The 18547-nt window shown below is 35.4% G+C and carries 15 protein-coding genes; 4 read left to right on the top strand and 11 right to left on the bottom strand.

Going from position 1 to position 18547, the window contains the following annotated elements; all coding sequences use genetic code 11:
- Positions 1 to 407 precede the first annotated feature (407 nt).
- Both NSQ59_RS12420 and NSQ59_RS12415 read right to left on the bottom strand, forming a co-directional pair.
- On the bottom strand, positions 408 to 1256 hold the full coding sequence (locus NSQ59_RS12420) for a hypothetical protein (RefSeq protein ID WP_055739636.1): 849 nt from the start codon (positions 1254 to 1256) through the stop codon (positions 408 to 410).
- Positions 1257 to 1552: 296 nt separating this feature from the next.
- Positions 1553 to 1864, bottom strand: coding sequence for a CotD family spore coat protein (locus tag NSQ59_RS12415; RefSeq protein WP_083489303.1), 312 nt, complete (start codon positions 1862 to 1864; stop codon positions 1553 to 1555).
- Between the two features lie 469 nt (positions 1865 to 2333).
- On the opposite strand from NSQ59_RS12415, the gene NSQ59_RS12410 reads away from it, so the two are divergent.
- From NSQ59_RS12410 to NSQ59_RS12395, 4 genes are all read left to right on the top strand, one after another.
- A complete protein-coding gene (locus tag NSQ59_RS12410; RefSeq protein WP_055739634.1) occupies positions 2334 to 3986 on the top strand; it encodes a glutamine--tRNA ligase/YqeY domain fusion protein in 1653 nt (550 codons plus the stop codon).
- 141 nt (positions 3987 to 4127) lie between these two features.
- The gene (locus NSQ59_RS12405; RefSeq protein ID WP_055739633.1) at positions 4128 to 4583 is read left to right on the top strand and encodes a MarR family winged helix-turn-helix transcriptional regulator; all 456 of its coding nucleotides are present in this window, start codon (positions 4128 to 4130) and stop codon (positions 4581 to 4583) included.
- Positions 4584 to 4626: 43 nt separating this feature from the next.
- Entirely contained in the window at positions 4627 to 5193 is a 567-nt protein-coding gene (locus NSQ59_RS12400; RefSeq protein ID WP_055739632.1) for an isochorismatase family protein, read from the top strand.
- Positions 5193 to 6569 (top strand): MFS transporter, encoded by a 1377-nt coding sequence (locus tag NSQ59_RS12395; RefSeq protein ID WP_340831462.1) that lies wholly within the window; start codon positions 5193 to 5195, stop codon positions 6567 to 6569. The genes NSQ59_RS12400 and NSQ59_RS12395 overlap by 1 nt, the downstream gene beginning before the upstream one ends.
- Before the next feature lie 44 nt (positions 6570 to 6613).
- Here NSQ59_RS12395 and NSQ59_RS12390 read toward each other — a convergent pair whose 3' ends face one another.
- From NSQ59_RS12390 to NSQ59_RS12350, 9 genes are all read right to left on the bottom strand, one after another.
- Entirely contained in the window at positions 6614 to 8002 is a 1389-nt protein-coding gene (locus NSQ59_RS12390) for a M20/M25/M40 family metallo-hydrolase (protein ID WP_340831461.1), read from the bottom strand.
- Between the two features lie 152 nt (positions 8003 to 8154).
- Positions 8155 to 9636 (bottom strand): S8 family peptidase, encoded by a 1482-nt coding sequence (locus tag NSQ59_RS12385; RefSeq protein WP_055739629.1) that lies wholly within the window; start codon positions 9634 to 9636, stop codon positions 8155 to 8157.
- Between the two features lie 214 nt (positions 9637 to 9850).
- Positions 9851 to 10042 (bottom strand): YbxH family protein, encoded by a 192-nt coding sequence (locus NSQ59_RS12380; RefSeq protein ID WP_055741215.1) that lies wholly within the window; start codon positions 10040 to 10042, stop codon positions 9851 to 9853.
- Positions 10043 to 10058: 16 nt separating this feature from the next.
- On the bottom strand, positions 10059 to 10304 hold the full coding sequence (locus NSQ59_RS12375; RefSeq protein ID WP_055739628.1) for a sigma-G-dependent sporulation-specific acid-soluble spore protein CsgA: 246 nt from the start codon (positions 10302 to 10304) through the stop codon (positions 10059 to 10061).
- 128 nt (positions 10305 to 10432) lie between these two features.
- On the bottom strand, positions 10433 to 11425 hold the full coding sequence (locus NSQ59_RS12370; RefSeq protein WP_126647051.1) for an ABC transporter permease subunit: 993 nt from the start codon (positions 11423 to 11425) through the stop codon (positions 10433 to 10435).
- Positions 11422 to 12363: an ABC transporter permease subunit gene (locus tag NSQ59_RS12365; protein ID WP_055739626.1), complete on the bottom strand. Its 942-nt coding sequence runs from the start codon at positions 12361 to 12363 to the stop codon at positions 11422 to 11424. Before NSQ59_RS12365 ends, NSQ59_RS12370 begins: the two co-directional genes overlap by 4 nt.
- Positions 12364 to 12584: 221 nt before the next feature.
- The gene (locus NSQ59_RS12360) at positions 12585 to 14294 is read right to left on the bottom strand and encodes an ATP-binding cassette domain-containing protein (RefSeq protein WP_340831458.1); all 1710 of its coding nucleotides are present in this window, start codon (positions 14292 to 14294) and stop codon (positions 12585 to 12587) included.
- The gene (locus NSQ59_RS12355; RefSeq protein ID WP_340831456.1) at positions 14291 to 15238 is read right to left on the bottom strand and encodes an ABC transporter permease; all 948 of its coding nucleotides are present in this window, start codon (positions 15236 to 15238) and stop codon (positions 14291 to 14293) included. The genes NSQ59_RS12360 and NSQ59_RS12355 overlap by 4 nt, the downstream gene beginning before the upstream one ends.
- A 256-nt stretch (positions 15239 to 15494) precedes the next feature.
- Entirely contained in the window at positions 15495 to 18227 is a 2733-nt protein-coding gene (locus NSQ59_RS12350; RefSeq protein WP_055739624.1) for an ABC transporter permease, read from the bottom strand.
- Positions 18228 to 18547 lie beyond the last annotated feature (320 nt).

Here is an 18547-nt window from a genome sequence, read left to right as displayed (position 1 = left end):
ATGTAGAGATACTGGAGTTCAGACCGAGAATAATATTATATTAGAAAACATTTTTATATAAAAAGCTAGTAAAACTTAAATTTTTGGAATACCCAAGCATATATCTATATTACTACTGTTCGTGGTGATGCCTTCTTATTTTTTATGACAAAGCAAAAAAAATATCCAGCATTATGCTGGATAAAGATTAGGTTATGTATAAGGGGGTCTTCACAATATATAATAAATTTATTTCCGAATAATTTCATGAGTAAAAATGTTCAATTTTCTTAATGACCTCTTTGTCTCCATCAAAGTGTGATAAATAACGTGATTGCACGGTTCTTTTTATTGTTTTTTCATTAATTCTGATGTTGTATAAAATGTGTAAATAGGTTTGAAGTCGCAACTCCTGACCTATTTACACTTTAATTATTCATTGAATCATAAACTTTTTTAGTATATTTATTAACTCCATACCATCCCCATGTTGCTGTATGCCCTTCTTTTGTTTTCGGATCATCAATCACAACTTCATATACATGAATAATATAGTTATCACCTTCGTCATGATCGTACTTTGTATATACATTCTTATCAGTGATTTTCAAATAGCTTCTTACAATTTGCTCCGCTTCACTATGGGTAAGTATATTAGAATTTTCTTTCGGTGTACTACTTACTTCATTTGAGTTTTGCTTTTGCTTCTCTTGCTGTTGGGTTCTGATATTATTATCGTAGGCTTGTCTTTCTTTGGTTGTTTGATCCATTAAATCAGTTAACTGTTTATCTAGATTTTTAATTTCTTTATTATCTAATTCTTCATTTTTAGCTTCTTTAAAAGTTTTATAGGCTTCATCAAACTTATTTAGATTAAGTAATGATTTACCTTTATCAATACTGTCTTCCATCTTTTTCTTCGTTGTTAACAGACTATTTGCTTTCTCAATTAACTTTTCTGCTTCCTTTATAGCAGTCTTCATGATTTTGTTTTTACTGTCATTTGAGTTTACTAACTTTGCTTTTTGTATACTTTTTTCAAAATCACCTGTTTGCAGAGCATCATTACTTTGAACCAATAATCCTGAAGCATTAATCAATTCTTTCGCTTCACTTGTATTTTTCTTTTCATATGCTTTTTTGAAATATTGTTCCGCTTTAATATATTTACCTGCTTTAAGAGCATCTTCACCTTTAGATAAATTATCTGTATATGCTTTTGGGGTACAGCCACATAATAAAAGCACGCAGGCTAATATTGTTAAAAGTTTTTTCATTCTAAACCCTCCAAGATGTATAATTGTATTTACCATGTAAAATCTACCACTATTTTTCATCTTGGTCACTATATATTTTATACTAGTTTTAACTTTAATAAATTCATAAGCATAATTCTTTAATATCCCTTCTTATCAAAAATCTACCCAATCAATATTTATTAGATCCACTATTCATTTGTGTTCATCTGCCAAAAATCTATACGAAAATAGCTTTGCTGGATAACTTGTTCACCTATTTTTTAAAATACGGGAAAAAAGACCTCACAAAAAGTGAGGTCCATTAATATAATTAATTAAAATCCAAAGGGTCTAGGTGGCATTGGTGGGCAACAAGGATTTACAGGTGCTCCGCAAAATACATGCTGTTCACAACATTCATTTACACAAGATTCTGAATGCGGAAAGTAGTGTTGGTGGGTAAATACATGTTTGTTCACATTTACTGTATGTGTTGGGTGTACATGCTGAACAACATGTGGAAAATAAGTTGTTTTTATTGCTGTTTGCGGTGGATCTACAGTCCCTGGATCGTATTGAGTTGGTGCAACAGACGGAGGGCAATGTAAAGGACCGCAGGCACCTTTGTGATGATGGTAATGTTCCATTAAAAAATCCCCTTTCTCCAATTTTTATATTTACAGTATTAGACTATGAACCTTTGGGGATAGTTGTACTAATTAATATACCTATTTTCTCCCCTTATTGGGGTTATTTTTTTTTGAAGAAAAAGGGTTGCTTGTCCAAGCTTGATTAACTTGATGGAAACTTTGATTTTTAGAACGATTTCTGCTAAAAATAAATGTTGAGTATAAAGGTTGTTTTCGAATAAATTGTTGCTTTTCGTAAATTGTTATAAATTCCAAAGTACACTTAGCGTCGGGGCATCTTTTCTATAAAAGGACGCTATTCTTAAGCCGTATGAAGGGATTTATGGGTTTTGCTTTTACAAAAGCAATAAGTTTAAGAAAAGAGCCATTATAAAAATGAACAAATTGTAGAATTCTTACTACAAATTCGTGTACATAATTGGTATATTAAGAAATATGGGTTTTTCTATATGGAAGGAGAAAAGGTATGGATTCAAGTAGTCATTCATCCAATTTTATTAAGAATATCATTATAGATGACTTAAAGTCAGGCAAACATAAGGAAATTATTACTCGGTTCCCTCCTGAGCCGAACGGATACTTACATATTGGACATGCTAAGGCAATCAGCATCAATTTTGACACAGCTGCTGAATTTAATGGGAAAACAAATTTACGATTCGATGACACAAACCCGATAAAAGAAGATGTGGAATTTGTTGAATCCATTAAAAAAGATATTGAATGGCTGGGCTATAAGTGGGAAAATCTATGTTTTGCATCTAATTATTTCGATGAAATGTATCAACGTGCAGTATTATTGATCAAAAAAGGGCTAGCATATGTAGAGGATCTATCTGCTGACGAAATACGTGAATACCGTGGAACTTTAACGGAACCAGGGAAAGAAAGTCCTTATCGCAACCGCAGTATTGAAGAAAATCTCGACTTGTTTGAACGTATGAAAAACGGTGAATTCCAAAACGGTGAAAAAGTATTAAGGGCCAAAATTGATATGTCCTCCCCTAATATTAATATGCGCGATCCGGTGTTATATCGTATTTCACATACAACTCATCATAATACCGGTGATAAGTGGTGCATCTACCCTATGTATGCATTCGCACATCCTTTAGAGGATGCGATTGAAGGGGTTACTCATTCCCTCTGCTCCATTGAGTTTGAGGATCAACGTCCATTATATAACTGGGTAGTAGAAAATTGTGAAATGGAGTCTACACCGCGACAAATTGAATTTGGCCGCTACAATATCACAAATACGGTAATGAGCAAGCGAAAATTAAAACAGCTTGTGGATGAAGGAATCGTTGATGGCTGGGATGACCCAAGAATGCCTACTATTTCAGGACTTAGAAGAAGAGGTTTTACACCTGAAGCCATCATCGCTTTTTGCCGAGAAATTGGCGTTGCCCGTAACAATGCTACGGTAGATGTTCAAATGCTCGAACATTTTATTCGTGAGGATTTAAAATTGAAAGCGCCACGTACAATGGCAGTCTTAAAGCCTTTAAAAGTAGTAATCACCAATTATCCGGAAGGTCAAGTAGAAATGCTGGATGCAGAAAATAATCCGGAAGCACCTGAAATGGGAATCCGTCAAATTCCATTTTCTCGTGAAATTTATATTGAACAAGAGGATTTTATGGAAAATCCTCCAAAAAAATATTTCCGTCTCTTCCCTGGTAATGAGGTTCGCCTAAAGCATGCTTACTTTATCAAATGTGAGGAAGTAATTAAGGACGAAAACGGTGAAGTAATCGAAATTCATTGTACTTATGATCCAGAAACAAAAAGTGGAACTGGCTTTACAGGAAGAAAGGTAAAGGGAACTATTCATTGGGTGGAAGCAACTCAAGCAAAGCCAGCAGAATTTCGTTTGTATGATTCCCTTATTCTAGATGATAATGAAGATAATGAAAAATCATTTATTGAAAAAATCAATCCAAATTCTTTAGAAATCGTACAAGGCTTTGTTGAAAATAATATGGACAGTGCAAAGCCACAGGATAAGTTCCAATTTTTCAGACATGGATATTTTAATGTAGATCCAAAATATACAACGAATGATTTACTAGTATTTAATCGCATTGTTTCTTTGAAAAGCTCGTTTAAATTATAACAAGTTAAATTGGACTATTGATTAATCAATGGTCCTTTTTTATAAGAAACCGAAGTTGCTTGCATAATGAAAGTTTTTGTGTGATAATACAACTGCTTTCTAAAGTGAATAGAAAATTGCTTTGCTTGAAGGAAGGATACAATGGGTAAATTTGAAAATGATGTAATGGACATGATTGAGATTGAAGTGGTGACCTTATTAAGAAGAGCGGATTTTAAGCGTACATTAGATGGAGAAAAAAATAGTTTAGATCGTTCCGGCTATTTAATTTTACATACCCTTTATAAGGAAGGGCCAAAAACGATACGCACTCTTTCAGATATATTTCAATTAAATATTTCCACCATGAGCAGACAAATACATGCTTTAGAATCAAAAGGCCATATTGAACGAAGCACAGATGCCCATGACGCAAGAGTTAATTTCATTTCCATTTCTGAATCGGGAAAAAATGCTTTGTTATCTCTTAAAGCAAAAAGAAGATTTGCCTATGAAGAGCTTCTTTCCGATTGGAAAAAGGAAGAAAAAGAAATTTTTGCTGAATTAATTTCAAGGTTAAATCGAAAAATAGAAAAAACAAGAAGATTACAAAGCTAAATTTCTATTTTATTATGCATTTGAAACAACAGGAGGATTTTAGATGAATGAATTAAATCTTGATTTTCAAAAAACCGCTCTAGTCCTTATTGATTTACAAAAAGGAATCGTTTCCATGCCTGGAGGAAATACGGTAGTGGATAATTCGATAAAACTAATTCAAAAGTTCCGCAGTTCTAATGGATTTATTAGCTTTGTTCGGGTAGCTTTTCATGACGGCAAAGATGCCTTGGCTCCAGAAACAGACCACCCAAAAAACGCAAATAAAATAGAGCGTCCAGCAGACTGGGCAGAACTCGATCCAAGGCTGGAAGTAACAGAAAGTGATTACATTGTTACGAAGCGGCAATGGGGAGCTTTTTTTGGCACAGATTTAGATATACAGCTCCGCAGAAGAGGAATAGATACGATTGTTTTATGCGGAATTGCAACAAATATTGGAGTGGAAAGCACTGCCCGTGAAGCATTCCAATACGGTTACAATCAAATTTTTATTACAGATGCAATGACCACTTATAGTAAAGAAGAACATGAGTCTTCTGTCCGATTTACTTTTCCTAAGATCGGAAAAATCCGAACTACGGAAGAATTCCTTGCACAGGTGAAATAATGAGGAATTTGAAAAAAAGCCGCGCCCTATTTTTGACAGCTGTAGCATCAGGCACGATGTTAAATCCTTTGAATTCATCCATGATCTCATTAGCTTTACATAGTATTCAAAAAGATTTCCATCTATCCTTTACAACTGTTTCATGGCTTATTTCATCCTTTTATTTAGCCAGTGCCATCGCACAGCCTGTAACCGGAAAAATTGGAGATTTAATTGGCAGAAAAAAGCTTTTTCTAATCGGCTTAATTCTGGTGGCAATCTCCGCTTTCGGTGCTCCGCTCGCTCCGACCTTTTTCGTCTTGCTCATTATGAGATTATTTCAATCGATCGGCAGTGGTGCTATTTACCCATCTGGGGTTGCACTCGTTCAATCTAACATCCATGAAAGACAAGCCTCTGCTCTTGCAGTGCTTTCAATTTTTGCTTCTGCCATGACGGCACTTGGACCTACCTTAGGAGGATTTTTAATCATATGGGGAGATTGGCCAGCTATTTTCACGGTGAATTTTCCTTTTATCATTATTAGTTTTTTACTCGGATGGTTCATGTTTCCTAAAGATAAAAAACAAGCGGGCTCAAGTATTAAAAATGCTCTTCTTCATCTCGATTTTATAGGAATTTTCCTATTTGCAGCAGGAATGGTTTTGCTTCTATGGTTCTTATTATCTTTTAATACTTCCCCACACTATATCGCAGGAATAGGTGGTTTACTATTTGTTATATTATTTGTATGGAGAGAACTAAAAGCAAAGGATCCATTTATAGATGTACGTTTATTTAAAACCAATCGTGCCCTTACTTCTGTATATGTCCAATTTATCGTTTTAAATTTATTCAACTATTGCTTATTTTTTGGAATGCCAACCTATTTTCAGGATGAGATGCATTTAAGTGTTCGCACGAGCGGCTTGTTGATGCTCTTTATGTCCGGCGTAAGTATTATCGTCTCTCCTCTGGCCGGAAAATGGATAGACAAAGCCGGTGCAAAACAACCCATAATGGCAGGAGCAATTTTCATGTTTATCGGTGCCATCTTTCTTACGGTTTTCTTTATCCATGTTCCAATCATTGTGATGGGATTTATATTAGCATTTTTGGGGATTGGATATGGGTTAGGTAATGTGGCACTTCAAGTGGCAATGCTCGATGCAACTCCGGAAAATATTATCGGAACTTCATCCGGTCTCTTTCAAACATGCCGATATTTGGGTTCTATTCTATCTTCTGTTGTACTCGGATTAGTTTTTGGGAAAGCAATTACTCCTGAAAACATGCAAACTTTAGGATTTATTATGATTATTGTCAGCATCGTATCGATTTTATTAAGTTTACAATATGTGAAAAGTAGCATTCATCTCAAAAAAACAGTACAATGATTATTTAAAAGGATGACAGATTTTCTGCTGCCATCCTTTCTTTTTTAATGATTTAATGCAGTTGATAAACCAGATAACATGTATGCCATGTGAACAACACCCTGCTCGAAATCCTTCAACCGTATCGATTCATTCGGTGCATGTGCTTTTGATTCTACCCAACCTATACCAGTACTAACAATCGGAAGCTGCAGCTGCTTTCCAAATTCATACATCGGACCTGTTCCCGCGGAATTAGGTGCGAGCACGACTTCAGCTTGATACGTTTCCTCTGCAGTTTGTAATACATGTGCAACGAATGGATGATCATAGTCAGATCGATAGGCTTTTTGGCCATTAATCATTTCAGCCTTTACATCTGAGAAGCCATGTTTCTCTAAATGTGCTTGGACACATGATAAAATATGATTAGGATCTTGACCTGGAACTAATCGGCAATCCACTTTTGCTTTTGCGCTTTTAGGAAGAACGGTTTTCGCCCCTTTTCCTGTATAACCGCTTTCTAATCCACATATAGTCATAGTTGGATGGAAAACCATGGCTTCCCGTGGATCTACCCCTTTTGCTTCCGTAATTAATGGTCTTTTTAATCCATAGAGACTTGAAACGGCCTTACTAGAAAATGGAATTTTCTTCACAGCTTCCATTTCGCTCTCCGTTGGTTCCGCAATACCATCATAGAAACCCTCTACAAGAATATCATTATTAGCATTTTTCATCGTTCCAAGTGCATGAATCAATCGCCATGCTGCATTATCAACATATGCCCCAACCGAAGAGTGCATATCAATCTCAGCACCAACGCATGTTAATTCGAGATATGCCATCCCTTTAATTCCTGCAACCATACTGATGCGGTCCTTTTCGTCCTTTCCTCCAAATTCCCAAATACATGCATCTGCCTTGAATAGATCTTTATACTTATGTAAATACGGAGCTAAATTCGGACTGCCAATTTCCTCTTCTCCTTCAATTAAAAACTTTATATTACAAGGCAAGCCACCATCTACATTTTGAAGAACCTTAATTGCTGTTAAACGTGCCACTAAATCTCCTTTATTATCGGAGGCGCCCCTTGCAAACAATTTTCCATCTATGACTGTCGGATTAAACGGATCAGTATTCCATTCCTCCAATGGCTCTGGAGGCTGAACATCATAATGATTATAGAATAACAATGTTTTTTCTTTGTCACCGTTCTCCCCTGCAGTAAAATATCCATAGACAACAGGGTTACCTCCAAGATCATCTAAAACCTTTGTTTCTCCGCCAATGTTTTCAATCATGGAAACCACATGGGAAACTGTTTCCGGAATGGCCGAATCTTGAGCTGAAATCGTTGGAATGCGCAAATATCCTTTTAACTGTTCAATTGCTTCGTCAAATAAAGCACTTGCATTTTCTCTTATACTATTTAAATAGTTTTCTACCATTATTATTCCTCCTTCATCTTTTCTCCTTTAATTATTTCGACATTCGAAACAAAAACCCTTCTAATTTTATTTTAATATTCAAATATTTTGTATGTAGTTTCTTCTAATCTAATAATTTTATTAATAAAAAAAATCACTTAATAGTGATTTTTTTAATATAACTTTATTGTTTTCACACTACTACCTCGGGTATAGCCAGCTTTCGTGACCTTTGTTTTAAGCTTATAGTTACCTTTTTGGTAATTGCGGTTTGTTGTCATTTTAAAAGATGCAGAACCACTTGTATTTGTTGTTGCATGGATTATCTTAATCTTCCCTTTCGGTGAATTGATACTTAAGGTTATTTTTGCTTTGGAGATAGGTTTATTTGTTTTTTTATCGATAACCTTTGTTGTAATCCACACGGTACTTCCTAAACTATAAACTTTCTTATGTGTAGTAATAATTGTTGTCGTATCTTTTTTAGCCTTTACTTTATCAGTTGGTATTTTGGTCTTTGCGTCATTTGGCTTGGTAGTATTTAGATGAGTAGATGTCAAATATGGTGCCTGAATTAACCCGAAACCGTATAGAGCATCCTTTCCTTTAACACCTAAATCGATGACGGATGAATCAAGTTTTTCCCTTAACTTAATATTTGTTAAGGTTGGATTTGCTTGTTTTAACAAAGCTAAAGTTCCGCTAACAAAAGGAGCTGCCATTGAAGTTCCGCTCATATATGCAAATTCATTATCCATATAGGTGCTTAAAACATTTACACCGGGAGCAACTACTTCTAAATCAGGTCCAGTAGCCGAAAAAGTTCCGCGTTTATTATTTTGATCTACTGCACCGACAGCAATTACGGATGAATACTTCGCGGGATAATCGACAGTATTTCCAGTTCCAGCTGAATTGCCTTCATTCCCGGCAGCAGCAACAACTAAAATTCCTTTATCATATGCTTCATCTACAATTTGCTGTAAGGCAACTGAATTTTCCGGTGTTCCAAAACTTAAATTAATGACATCCATATGGTTTTTGATAGACCAATCAATGCCGGAAATAATGTCAGATAAATACCCATCCCCTTTAGAATCTAGCACCTTAACAGCGTAAAGACTGGCATCAGGAGCAACTCCAACCACACCAATCCCATTATTTTTTGCACCGATAATACCAGCAACATGTGTTCCATGTCCATTATCGTCTGCATAAGATTTTGTATAGGATGTGAATGATACTCCACCTGCCACTTGCAAATCAGCGTGTTTTGATATGCCGCTGTCAAGAACGGCTACTTTAACCCCTTTGCCAGTATAATTTGATTTCCAAGCAGTCGGAGCTTTTATATCCTTCATACCCCAATCTTCAAACTGACCTGCTATTTTCAGTTTTTGATCTTGTTCTACTGCAAAAACATTTTTATTCTTCTTTAATGCTGCAATATCCTCGCTCGGAACCTGAACAGAAACGGCTGAAACATTATGAAAGGATTGCTCAATTTTACCATTCACTTGATCGAGTATTTTCTTATCAATCTTATCTTTAAAGACTACAATCACTCGATCTGTTCGTTTTTCAGCTTTCGTTGCTGGGGTGAACATTGAAAAAATAAGGAAACCCGCAAATAATGAATAAAGAAGTTTTTTCAATATCTGGACCCACCCTTCAAAATGAAAGAATCTTTTAAACTGATAAATTTATTTTAATAGATTTCTATCAACTTGAATAGTAAAAAACGAACTCGATTCCCATAAAATGCATATATAAATAAAAAGACCCATGATTGGGTCACTTCAATAAGTTTACATAACATTATTATAGTTTTTTATATAATATTTGTTTACATAATATATTTATCGTACATTAAATATTATGCTCTTCACAATATTTGTCTACTAATGCTTCTATTTTCGCATGCTCTGGATACTTACCGGAAAAATCAAATTTTATTTCTTCAATAAACTGACCATTTAGAGAAACATGTATGGCTCCATTTTGGCTGATAACACTAAATTCAGGTTCAAAAATATAACCGTTCCTTTCAATAGCTCCGATTTTTTTCCACCGCCTTTTATAAAAGTTCGTATACCTCATTTAATTCTTTTACTCTCTTTTCATCTTGTTCCTCCATGGCATATCGTAATTCCTTTTCCAAAATAGTATTTAAAAAGGCAATTTCACCTTCGTTTAAATCTCTTACAAAGTCACCCTCGCTTTTATATTGATGATTTACAAGTTTTTTGTAAATTTGCTGGCCAACACCACGGTTTAAATGGTTCGATAATGTTTCACGCAAGTAACCCAGGGTAACATCCATCACTTGTTCATCCTTTCCATTTTAATTTTTAAATGTATTCCTAAAGGTTAAGGTGTATAATTTCCAAAAAAACATACATTTTTACAATGAAAAAATCCAAGAATAATGGATTCTCGGATTTTTTTTCACTAACTTATTTTCGTTTCACTACGCTTTTCTTCAGAAAAAAGTGTTTGATTTTGCTTTCGCCATCTAAATAAAAATGGTTTTCTCTGTACAATTAACCCCCGATGCTTTCTTAAATGATACTCTAAAATTCCTTCCCCTAAGGAAACGAATACAAACATGGATAAAGTAATAAACATCGAGCCGAATAGCGGCACCCATGGAAATGCATCGAAATCAATTAATACGTCAAATAAAAACATCGGCCATACTAAAGCTGTATTATCAATAGAATAGGCAGGACTTCCTTGCTGTGAAAGTGACTGTGATATAAATATTCCAAAAATACCTAACTGGCCGAGTAAAAAAAGCATACTTCCAATATGTTGAACGAAGTAGGCAACCCATTGTGGGTAGCAATTTGGCAAATAGTATCGTTTCCAAAGACCAAATGGTTTAGAACCCGTTAATATTCCTGCCTCGTAATAGGTTGTATTCTGAATTAGCTTGACACTTTTATACACTACTTCTCCAACTTTGCCTAATTCAAATATGATAAGAAAACTTATCATCCAAATGGCTCGATGCGGAGAAAAAATAAAAAATGGAATTGTTGAAATAATAATCACGTAAAAAAACACCGGCAATCGGGAAAATAAGTAATTCCACCCCTGTAATACATATCGAAAAAACGACAAATGCGCTGCTGCAACCCCTAATGGAATCGCTATTAAAAATGTCAATACGGATATAGAGAAAACAGTCGTTAAAGTTCCTCGTGTCCCCATAATCAAAGCACTATAAATATCCCTCCCCTTTTTATCCGATCCCAACAGAAAATCCTTATTCGGAGGATAAGGAGGAAGAATAAAATCCAGATTACTCTCAGGTCCTACTACATAACTGTGTGTAGGAACATTTTTATCAACTTTTGGCAAATACGGTCCGAAAAAGAAAAATATAGCAAACATTGTACAGCCTATAATGCCAATCCATAAAGAAGGAATTTTTCTCATTTTTGTATCCCCCTTCTTTTCGGGTCTAATAGAAAATCAAAAATTTGATTCATCCATTGTGCAATTAATAACATCACCATAATTAAGAGGCTGAATCCAATCACAGCAGGAACATCGATTGTCAAAGGTTCTCCTGGCATAATGGAGTAACGAATATGTATAGCAGTAATTAATCGTGACCCAATTCCATGATACAAGCTTAAAAACTCAACTACGAACATCCCAGAAAATAAGGTTAGCACAATTGGCATAAAATGCTGAAGTAACTTTGGCATAGCATTTCTTAAAATATGCTTCCAAAGAATAATTCTATCCGGAACTCCTTTTGCTTTAGCTGTCTTAATATAATCTTGCTCATCTTCCTCCTCCAATGCTTGCGATGTATATCGTGCAATGACAAAAGCAGGATACATGCTTAAAAAGAAGATAGGAAAAAAGATATTATACCACTCATCATCACCATACATATCCATTCGAGGCAGTCCGTGGCGCATTGCAATGGAGAGAATCGTCTGGACAAGAAAAATAAGAAAGAAATCCGGTACGGATTGTCCTAACCATGTAGAACCCTTTCCAAAAAATCGCCCCATTTTGCCTTGATGCCGATAATCAAAAACACCTTTTCCAATTCCTAAGAAAATACTTAGTATCAAAGCTGGAACAAGTATTACAATACTTCTTTTAAAATATAGTGATAACTCCACTTCAACTGGCTGATCATATTTGGTTATTCCCAAACTTTTTTCCGTCTTTACTTCTTCGAAATAATCAGAAATATTCTGCTTGTATTTATCCCATGTAAAATGATAGGACATCACATCTAAATAACCTTCGCGATGGGACTGAGTGTCTCTTGGCAACAGTACAATCAATATTAATATCAAAGCCATACATACCCATAGACAAAGGCTGCCAAATAATCGCAATAATAGATTCATAGTTTACACCCTCTCATCTCAGCTAGGTATCAGTATGTCCATAATATTACAAATTATTTTATAATTGCAAGTAATTTTTAAATTATTTTTACATTTATTACAAATTTTTTAATCATTTTAAATAGTTAACAATGGTTTAAAAAACTTGATTTTTAACCTGCATTAAATGTTTTTACTAAATAAAAAAATCCAAGCATAGCCTGGATTAAACACGAGTACTTCTATAAACCTACAATTTTACTATCTCTTTGCATAGTATCTGAGATTACTGTTCCATCTTTTATCTCAATAATGCGGTCTGTTTGTTTCGCTAGATCCGGATCATGAGTAATTAAAATAATTCCCAGCCCCTGTTCCTTGTTTAATCGTTTTAACAAATCAAAGACGATTTTGCTGCTTTCAGAATCCAAATTACCTGTTGGTTCATCAGCTAGGATCCAGTCCGGATGGTGAACAAGTGCTCTTGCTATGGCCACCCTTTGCTGCTGCCCACCCGAAAGCTGGGAGGGCAATGCATTTTGTTTATCTTTTAATCCCATTTCATCAAGAAGCTCCATTGCTCGTTCCTTTTTACGATAATCTACTTTTCTTGTAAACAACGGACACATAACATTTTCTAAGGCAGTTAAAGTAGGTAAAAGATGAAATTGCTGAAATATAAAGCCGATTTTTTCGAAGCGAAAATTAGCTAATTTTCTATTATTTAAATTTGTGATAACTTCTCTTTCAAAATAAATTTTTCCACTTGTAGGTTTGTCAAGAGCTCCGATCAAACTTAATAATGTTGATTTTCCTGATCCCGAAGGACCTATCACTGCAGTAAAAACCCCCTTTTCTATGGATAGATTAACTGAATCTAATGCTTTCGTTATTACACCATCCCCAGGATAATCTTTAGAAACGTTATCTAGTACTATTAAATCCTTAATGGAGTTTCCTTTTTCCTCTAGAAAGAGGTTGAAATTTGATTTAGATTTTTGTTTCATATCGATTCTTTTCCAGCGATATAAAAACGGTTTTCTTTGCACAATTAATCCTCTTTGTTTTCTTAAGTTATATTCGAGAATTCCTTCCCCTAAGGAGATAAAGAAAAACATGGACATGGTAATAAACAATGATCCACATAATGGAATCCAAGGAAAAGCATCAAAGTCAATCGTGACATCAAATAAAAACATTGGCCATACTAAAGCATTGTTTTGTAACTCATACATTGGCGACTCCGTTTGAAAAAAAGCTTGCGAAAGAAAGATACCGAAAAGACCCAACTGACCTAATAGAAATAATATACTGCCTATATGTTGGATAAAATACGCTAACCATTGAGGATAGCAGCCTGACCAATAATATCTCCTCCATAGTCCAAGACGCTTCGTTCCTGCTATAAGCCCTGCTTCAAAATAGGTACTTTTTTGTATTAACTCGACACTCTTGCGAACAACTTCTCCGACCTTCCCTAACTCAAAGATCACGAGGTAGCACATTAACCAAAAAGATCGATTTGGGGTAAAAACAAAAAAAGGAATAGTAGAAATGAAAACCATACATAGGAATACTGGAATTCTAGAAAATAAATAATTCCACGCCTGCAACAGCTTCCGCGCTATCCTCCAATGTGCTGCAGCGACACCGAAAGGAATACCAAGCAAAAAGGTTGTAAGAGAAACAGAAATAACGATTTCCAATGTTTTTCGGGTACCCATTACTAAGGCGCTATAAATATCCCTTCCTTTTTTATCTGAACCTAATAAAAAATCGGAATTAGGAGGGAAAGGAGGCATCATGTAATCTAAATTATTCTTCGGGCCGACAACATATGGATGAGTTGGAACTTCAGGGTCCACTTTTGGCAAATAAGGACCAAATAGGGCGAAAATTGCAAAAATTACACACCCTATAATCCCTATCCATAACGATGGAATTTTTCTCATAGCCGAAACCTCCTTCTCTTCGGATCAAGAAAGTATGATATTATTTGTTCCACCCACTGGGCGATTAATAGCATCACTAATATTAGTAAACTAAATCCGATTACTGCAGAGGTATCAATCGGCAGGGATTCGCCAGGCATTATCGTATATTTGATATGCATCGCTGTTATCAATCGTGTACCTATGCCATGATAAGAGGTTAAAAGTTCCACAACAAACATTCCAGAAAGCAACGTTAATACGATGACCATAAAATGCTGATGCAGTTTAGGCAAACAATTTCTAAGCATATGCCTCAATAGCACTGCGCGTTCCGGTACTCCTTTTGCTCTTGCTGTTTTAATATAATCTTCTTCCTCCTCTTCCTCCATCGTCTGGCATGTATACCTTGCAATAACAAAGGCTGGATACATACTTAAGAAAAAGATTGCAAGCAAAACATTGGAAAGCTTATCATCTCCGTACATATCAATTCTTGGCAATCCATGCCGCATTCCAATAAACAGCAATGTCTGTACTAAGAAAATGAGAAAGAAATCCGGCACAGATTGCCCTAACCATGTCGCTCCTCTCCAAAAAAAGCGACCGATTTTTCCACGATACTTATAATCCAGGATACCTTTACATATCCCCATAACAATACTTAGCAACAATGCCGGAAACAAAATAATAATGCTTTTTTTGAAGTAGAACTTCAGTTCCGTTTCTACACGCTGATCCCGATCTGTTTTGCCTAAACCTTTATATTTCTCCACAGTATGCAAATAATTCTTAATATTTTCTTTATAATTTTCCCATTTAAACTGATAATACATGACGTCCCGATAACTATCATCTCGATACGTACCTGTATCTCTAGGAAATAATATTATTAATATGAGAATAATAGAGATGCAGCACCAAAGTAATAAACTTCCTAGCAGTCGAATCATTAGTCTCAACATTTTTACCTCCTCCCTAATCAATCATTATGACATTAAACCTATCGTTACCATAACCAAACCAGTAAGTAGGGAGCATAGAGAGTGCAGCAAAAAGCACCATAAACCAAGTTTCTGTCCTTCTCTTATTGGAAAACGAATATAAAACTCCTTGGGCTGATTGGATATGAACTGCCCTTTCAGCGAGAAATATAACACCCAATACTCCCGCAAAAACTGGTATTAAACCTGTAGCTAAAAAGAACCAAATTCTTCTCCCTTATTTATTCATGCGAAGGATTGCGATCGTTAATCCTATTAAAAGAAGCAGCAATAAAATAAGTAAGCACCATTTAAACCATCTCTCCGTGTTTCTCTTATTTGAAAGTGAATGGATGATCCCCTGTGCAGGTTGTATTCTTACTGCTTTTTCAGCAGGAATAAACGCTCCTAGGAATCCAGCTATGACAGGGATAATTCCTGTTAAAAGTAGAAAAGTTAGATTCTGGGTAGGAAGTTGTCTATACATCCCCCACATTATCAAAAAGGCTAGCCCTATACCTAGAATTCCAGCAATGATACCATTGAATAAACCTTCCCAATAGATCAAAATTCTTATCCAATGGTTTTGCCAACCTACTGCTCTTAATAGTGCTATTTCAGGTTTCCGTTCAGTGATGTTTTGCCACATCAATTCAGCAGTTGTTAAAATGGCAATCGCAAAAGCTACTCCCATCGCAATATAATGGGATGGACCTACTTGCATTGCGACGAAATCTCCTAGTAAAGAAGTATATAGTACCCCTTGCAATTTAAATGTGATACACAAAAATAAACTAAGCAAGGCTGTTGGTAATGCCATGGCAACTATTGATAAAACGGAGCGTTTCCAATGTCCTAAAAAATGATTTACAGCCATCGTAAAACTGCCCCTGGATTGAATAAAGCGATGGGCTTCTGCAGTAATTTCACCAGTTCTCATTGCCTCATATGGTTTTATTCTGCGTGTTAAATAGGCTGGTCCAATCGCACCGAGCCAATAAATAACGAGACCGAATAATCCAGAGAATAGAAAACGTACGAAACTGGTCTCCTCCCCTTTCATCACTAACAGCCACCCTAAGATTAGCCATGAAATAATTGCTACAAAACTTCCTATAATAGTAGATTCTAAAAATAGTAGCTTGGAAATTTGGTTAGGTCTCCAACCAATTGCTAATAATACGGCGAACTCTTTACGTCTTGCATAGAGAGTTACTAAGCCAGAAGCTAAAACATAGACAACAGCGACAGCCATCACACTAGCGATTATCCCTGAAAAACCTACTTGAGTTTCATGATAAATCGTAAATGCCGCCCCAATGTTCACCCAAGGTTGTTCCATCCACCCCAGCTCTTTTTGGTTATTAATTGCCGGTACGTGAGTCAATACTGTTTGTGGTGATGACCCTAATGTGATATCAGTAATTAAACCTGTTTTCTCATGAATTTCCTTTGCTATCCTTTCGAGCTTTTGTTGACTGGTATTATTTAAAGACTTTACACCTGCAACTTTAATTCGTATAGCTGAAATAGGCTTCTTTCCGACAATTTTTTCTGCGGCTTCAATCGTTGTTAATATGGATGGCGGCTGGCTCAAAAGATCATTTGTACCATCGCTAGGAAGAATTTTTTCTGGTGGATTCACTGGTTTTTTATCAGGATATAGAACAAGTTTTGCAGACGCCGGCCGATAGGTTTCCATGGGAAGTTCAGTAAGTGGATCCAGTGGAACATTCAATTTACTAGGATCATACGTTCCTACCCACTTTGGAATAACCCACGGAGATTTCCAATTTATCTCACTTTGCTTCGAATATGTTAGATATGGACGAAATATTTCTTTTCCATTATCCGGATCATTGAATAGTTTTATATTGTATGCATACGGCCATTTTGTTTTATATGGGCTCTTGCTTTTTTGATAGTGAAGCGGACTCGGTTTATTGATTATGACAGTCATATCATTATTTGCATTTCCTATTTCCGCCTCCCCTGTATCTATGTCAATACCTGCGATTTGCTTCATCATCGTTTTATAAACCTGTTTACTTGAAAACGTATACGTATATTTTTTACTTTTCTCATCAACTTGCATTTCATTTAATAATTTACCGTCTGAATTTATTACTTTCTGCATGGTATTTTTTGCTTCTTCTTTTGTATTAAAAGGCACATTAAGTTTTTGAATCGTATAGGTTACACTTTTATCGACCCAAGGTTGATTACTAACGATCATCGGAAAAGTTGTAATGACTCTTGTACGATTATACAACTTCTCATATTCACTGGTTCCCGTATCGATGGCGGCAAAGTATCGACTATTTCCTTTTTCAACCATTGCTTTATCTAATCCTACAAGTTTCGCTTCTTGTACAAAATCGATCCCAGCAAACATAACGGTTGTAAAAAGCCATAATTTCCCTTCATGTTCAACAAACCCAGGTATATCTTTTTCTACCTTTTGTCCTGGACTATAAGTATGTCCTGCACTATAAGTCCCAATAGGAAAAAACGAGGGTGGAGTTTTCTGTACTATTTTCTTAACACCAATATTTGTTGTTGTTTTCTCATCAAATCGGTATAAGCCGTTTTCCTTCACAATAGCTTTTTTTGATAATACAATATTAAAGGGTAAATAACCGATCATTGCAATTGGGGCAGCTATATCAACCCCTTCAATGGCTTTTATCTTTTTATATTGATCAATACTTATTCCCCCAGCTATTCCACTTAAATAGTTCGGTTCTAGTAAATGATTAACTTCTGTTGTGTTTCGGGAATCAGGCGGTCGAACTACAATGTCATAAGAAGCTGACCAATGTCTAGCTAATGTTTGCTCCACCGTTCCTTTGTTTGACTGGGAGAGCCCGACAAGATAACTTAAACCGGAACTAACGATTAACGCACCAACTATTAGTAAAATAAAGCGTTCTTTATGGCGCCACCAATTTTGCCAAATGAAACGAAGCATCGTATACCTCCTACACCTTAAAAATCTTTGAATTTATGATTTTTCGAGTAGTATCTATTATATGTTTAATTGGAAAATTTTTTTATAGAATGATTGATGTGGTTTACTATTGAGGACTATTTCTAAGGAGCTTTTTATAACCGATAATAAATTTATTCGATTATGTGACTCACCTCCTACTTTTATATAAAATTCCTAATATGACCATTTTATTACAATTTATTTCATCATTGCAAGTTTATTTTAAATATTATTACTTTTGTTACAATTTAATCACCCTTTCTAACAATCTGGGACAGAACCAAAAAAAACAAGCCGGA

The organism is Margalitia sp. FSL K6-0131 (genome assembly GCF_038008735.1).
In the GTDB taxonomy this organism is placed as follows: domain Bacteria; phylum Bacillota; class Bacilli; order Bacillales; family Bacillaceae_C; genus Margalitia; species Margalitia shackletonii.
Note: the sequence above shows the minus strand (reverse complement) of the source record. Positions and strands in the feature narration are given on the sequence as shown.

What these genes read in the sequence shown, in the direction of transcription:
- NSQ59_RS12420 (WP_055739636.1), bottom strand. Translation starts at nt 1,256, where the DNA reads ATGAAAAAACTTTTAACAATATTAGCCTGCGTGCTTTTATTATGTGGC.
- NSQ59_RS12415 (WP_083489303.1), bottom strand. Translation starts at nt 1,864, where the DNA reads ATGGAACATTACCATCATCACAAAGGTGCCTGCGGTCCTTTACATTGC.
- NSQ59_RS12410 (WP_055739634.1), top strand. Translation starts at nt 2,334, where the DNA reads ATGGATTCAAGTAGTCATTCATCCAATTTTATTAAGAATATCATTATA.
- NSQ59_RS12405 (WP_055739633.1), top strand. Translation starts at nt 4,128, where the DNA reads ATGGGTAAATTTGAAAATGATGTAATGGACATGATTGAGATTGAAGTG.
- NSQ59_RS12400 (WP_055739632.1), top strand. Translation starts at nt 4,627, where the DNA reads ATGAATGAATTAAATCTTGATTTTCAAAAAACCGCTCTAGTCCTTATT.
- NSQ59_RS12395 (WP_340831462.1), top strand. Translation starts at nt 5,193, where the DNA reads ATGAGGAATTTGAAAAAAAGCCGCGCCCTATTTTTGACAGCTGTAGCA.
- NSQ59_RS12390 (WP_340831461.1), bottom strand. Translation starts at nt 8,002, where the DNA reads ATGGTAGAAAACTATTTAAATAGTATAAGAGAAAATGCAAGTGCTTTA.
- NSQ59_RS12375 (WP_055739628.1), bottom strand. Translation starts at nt 10,304, where the DNA reads ATGGATGTTACCCTGGGTTACTTGCGTGAAACATTATCGAACCATTTA.
- NSQ59_RS12370 (WP_126647051.1), bottom strand. Translation starts at nt 11,425, where the DNA reads ATGAGAAAAATTCCTTCTTTATGGATTGGCATTATAGGCTGTACAATG.
- NSQ59_RS12365 (WP_055739626.1), bottom strand. Translation starts at nt 12,363, where the DNA reads ATGAATCTATTATTGCGATTATTTGGCAGCCTTTGTCTATGGGTATGT.
- NSQ59_RS12360 (WP_340831458.1), bottom strand. Translation starts at nt 14,294, where the DNA reads ATGAGAAAAATTCCATCGTTATGGATAGGGATTATAGGGTGTGTAATT.
- NSQ59_RS12355 (WP_340831456.1), bottom strand. Translation starts at nt 15,238, where the DNA reads ATGTTGAGACTAATGATTCGACTGCTAGGAAGTTTATTACTTTGGTGC.
- NSQ59_RS12350 (WP_055739624.1), bottom strand. Translation starts at nt 18,227, where the DNA reads ATGCTTCGTTTCATTTGGCAAAATTGGTGGCGCCATAAAGAACGCTTT.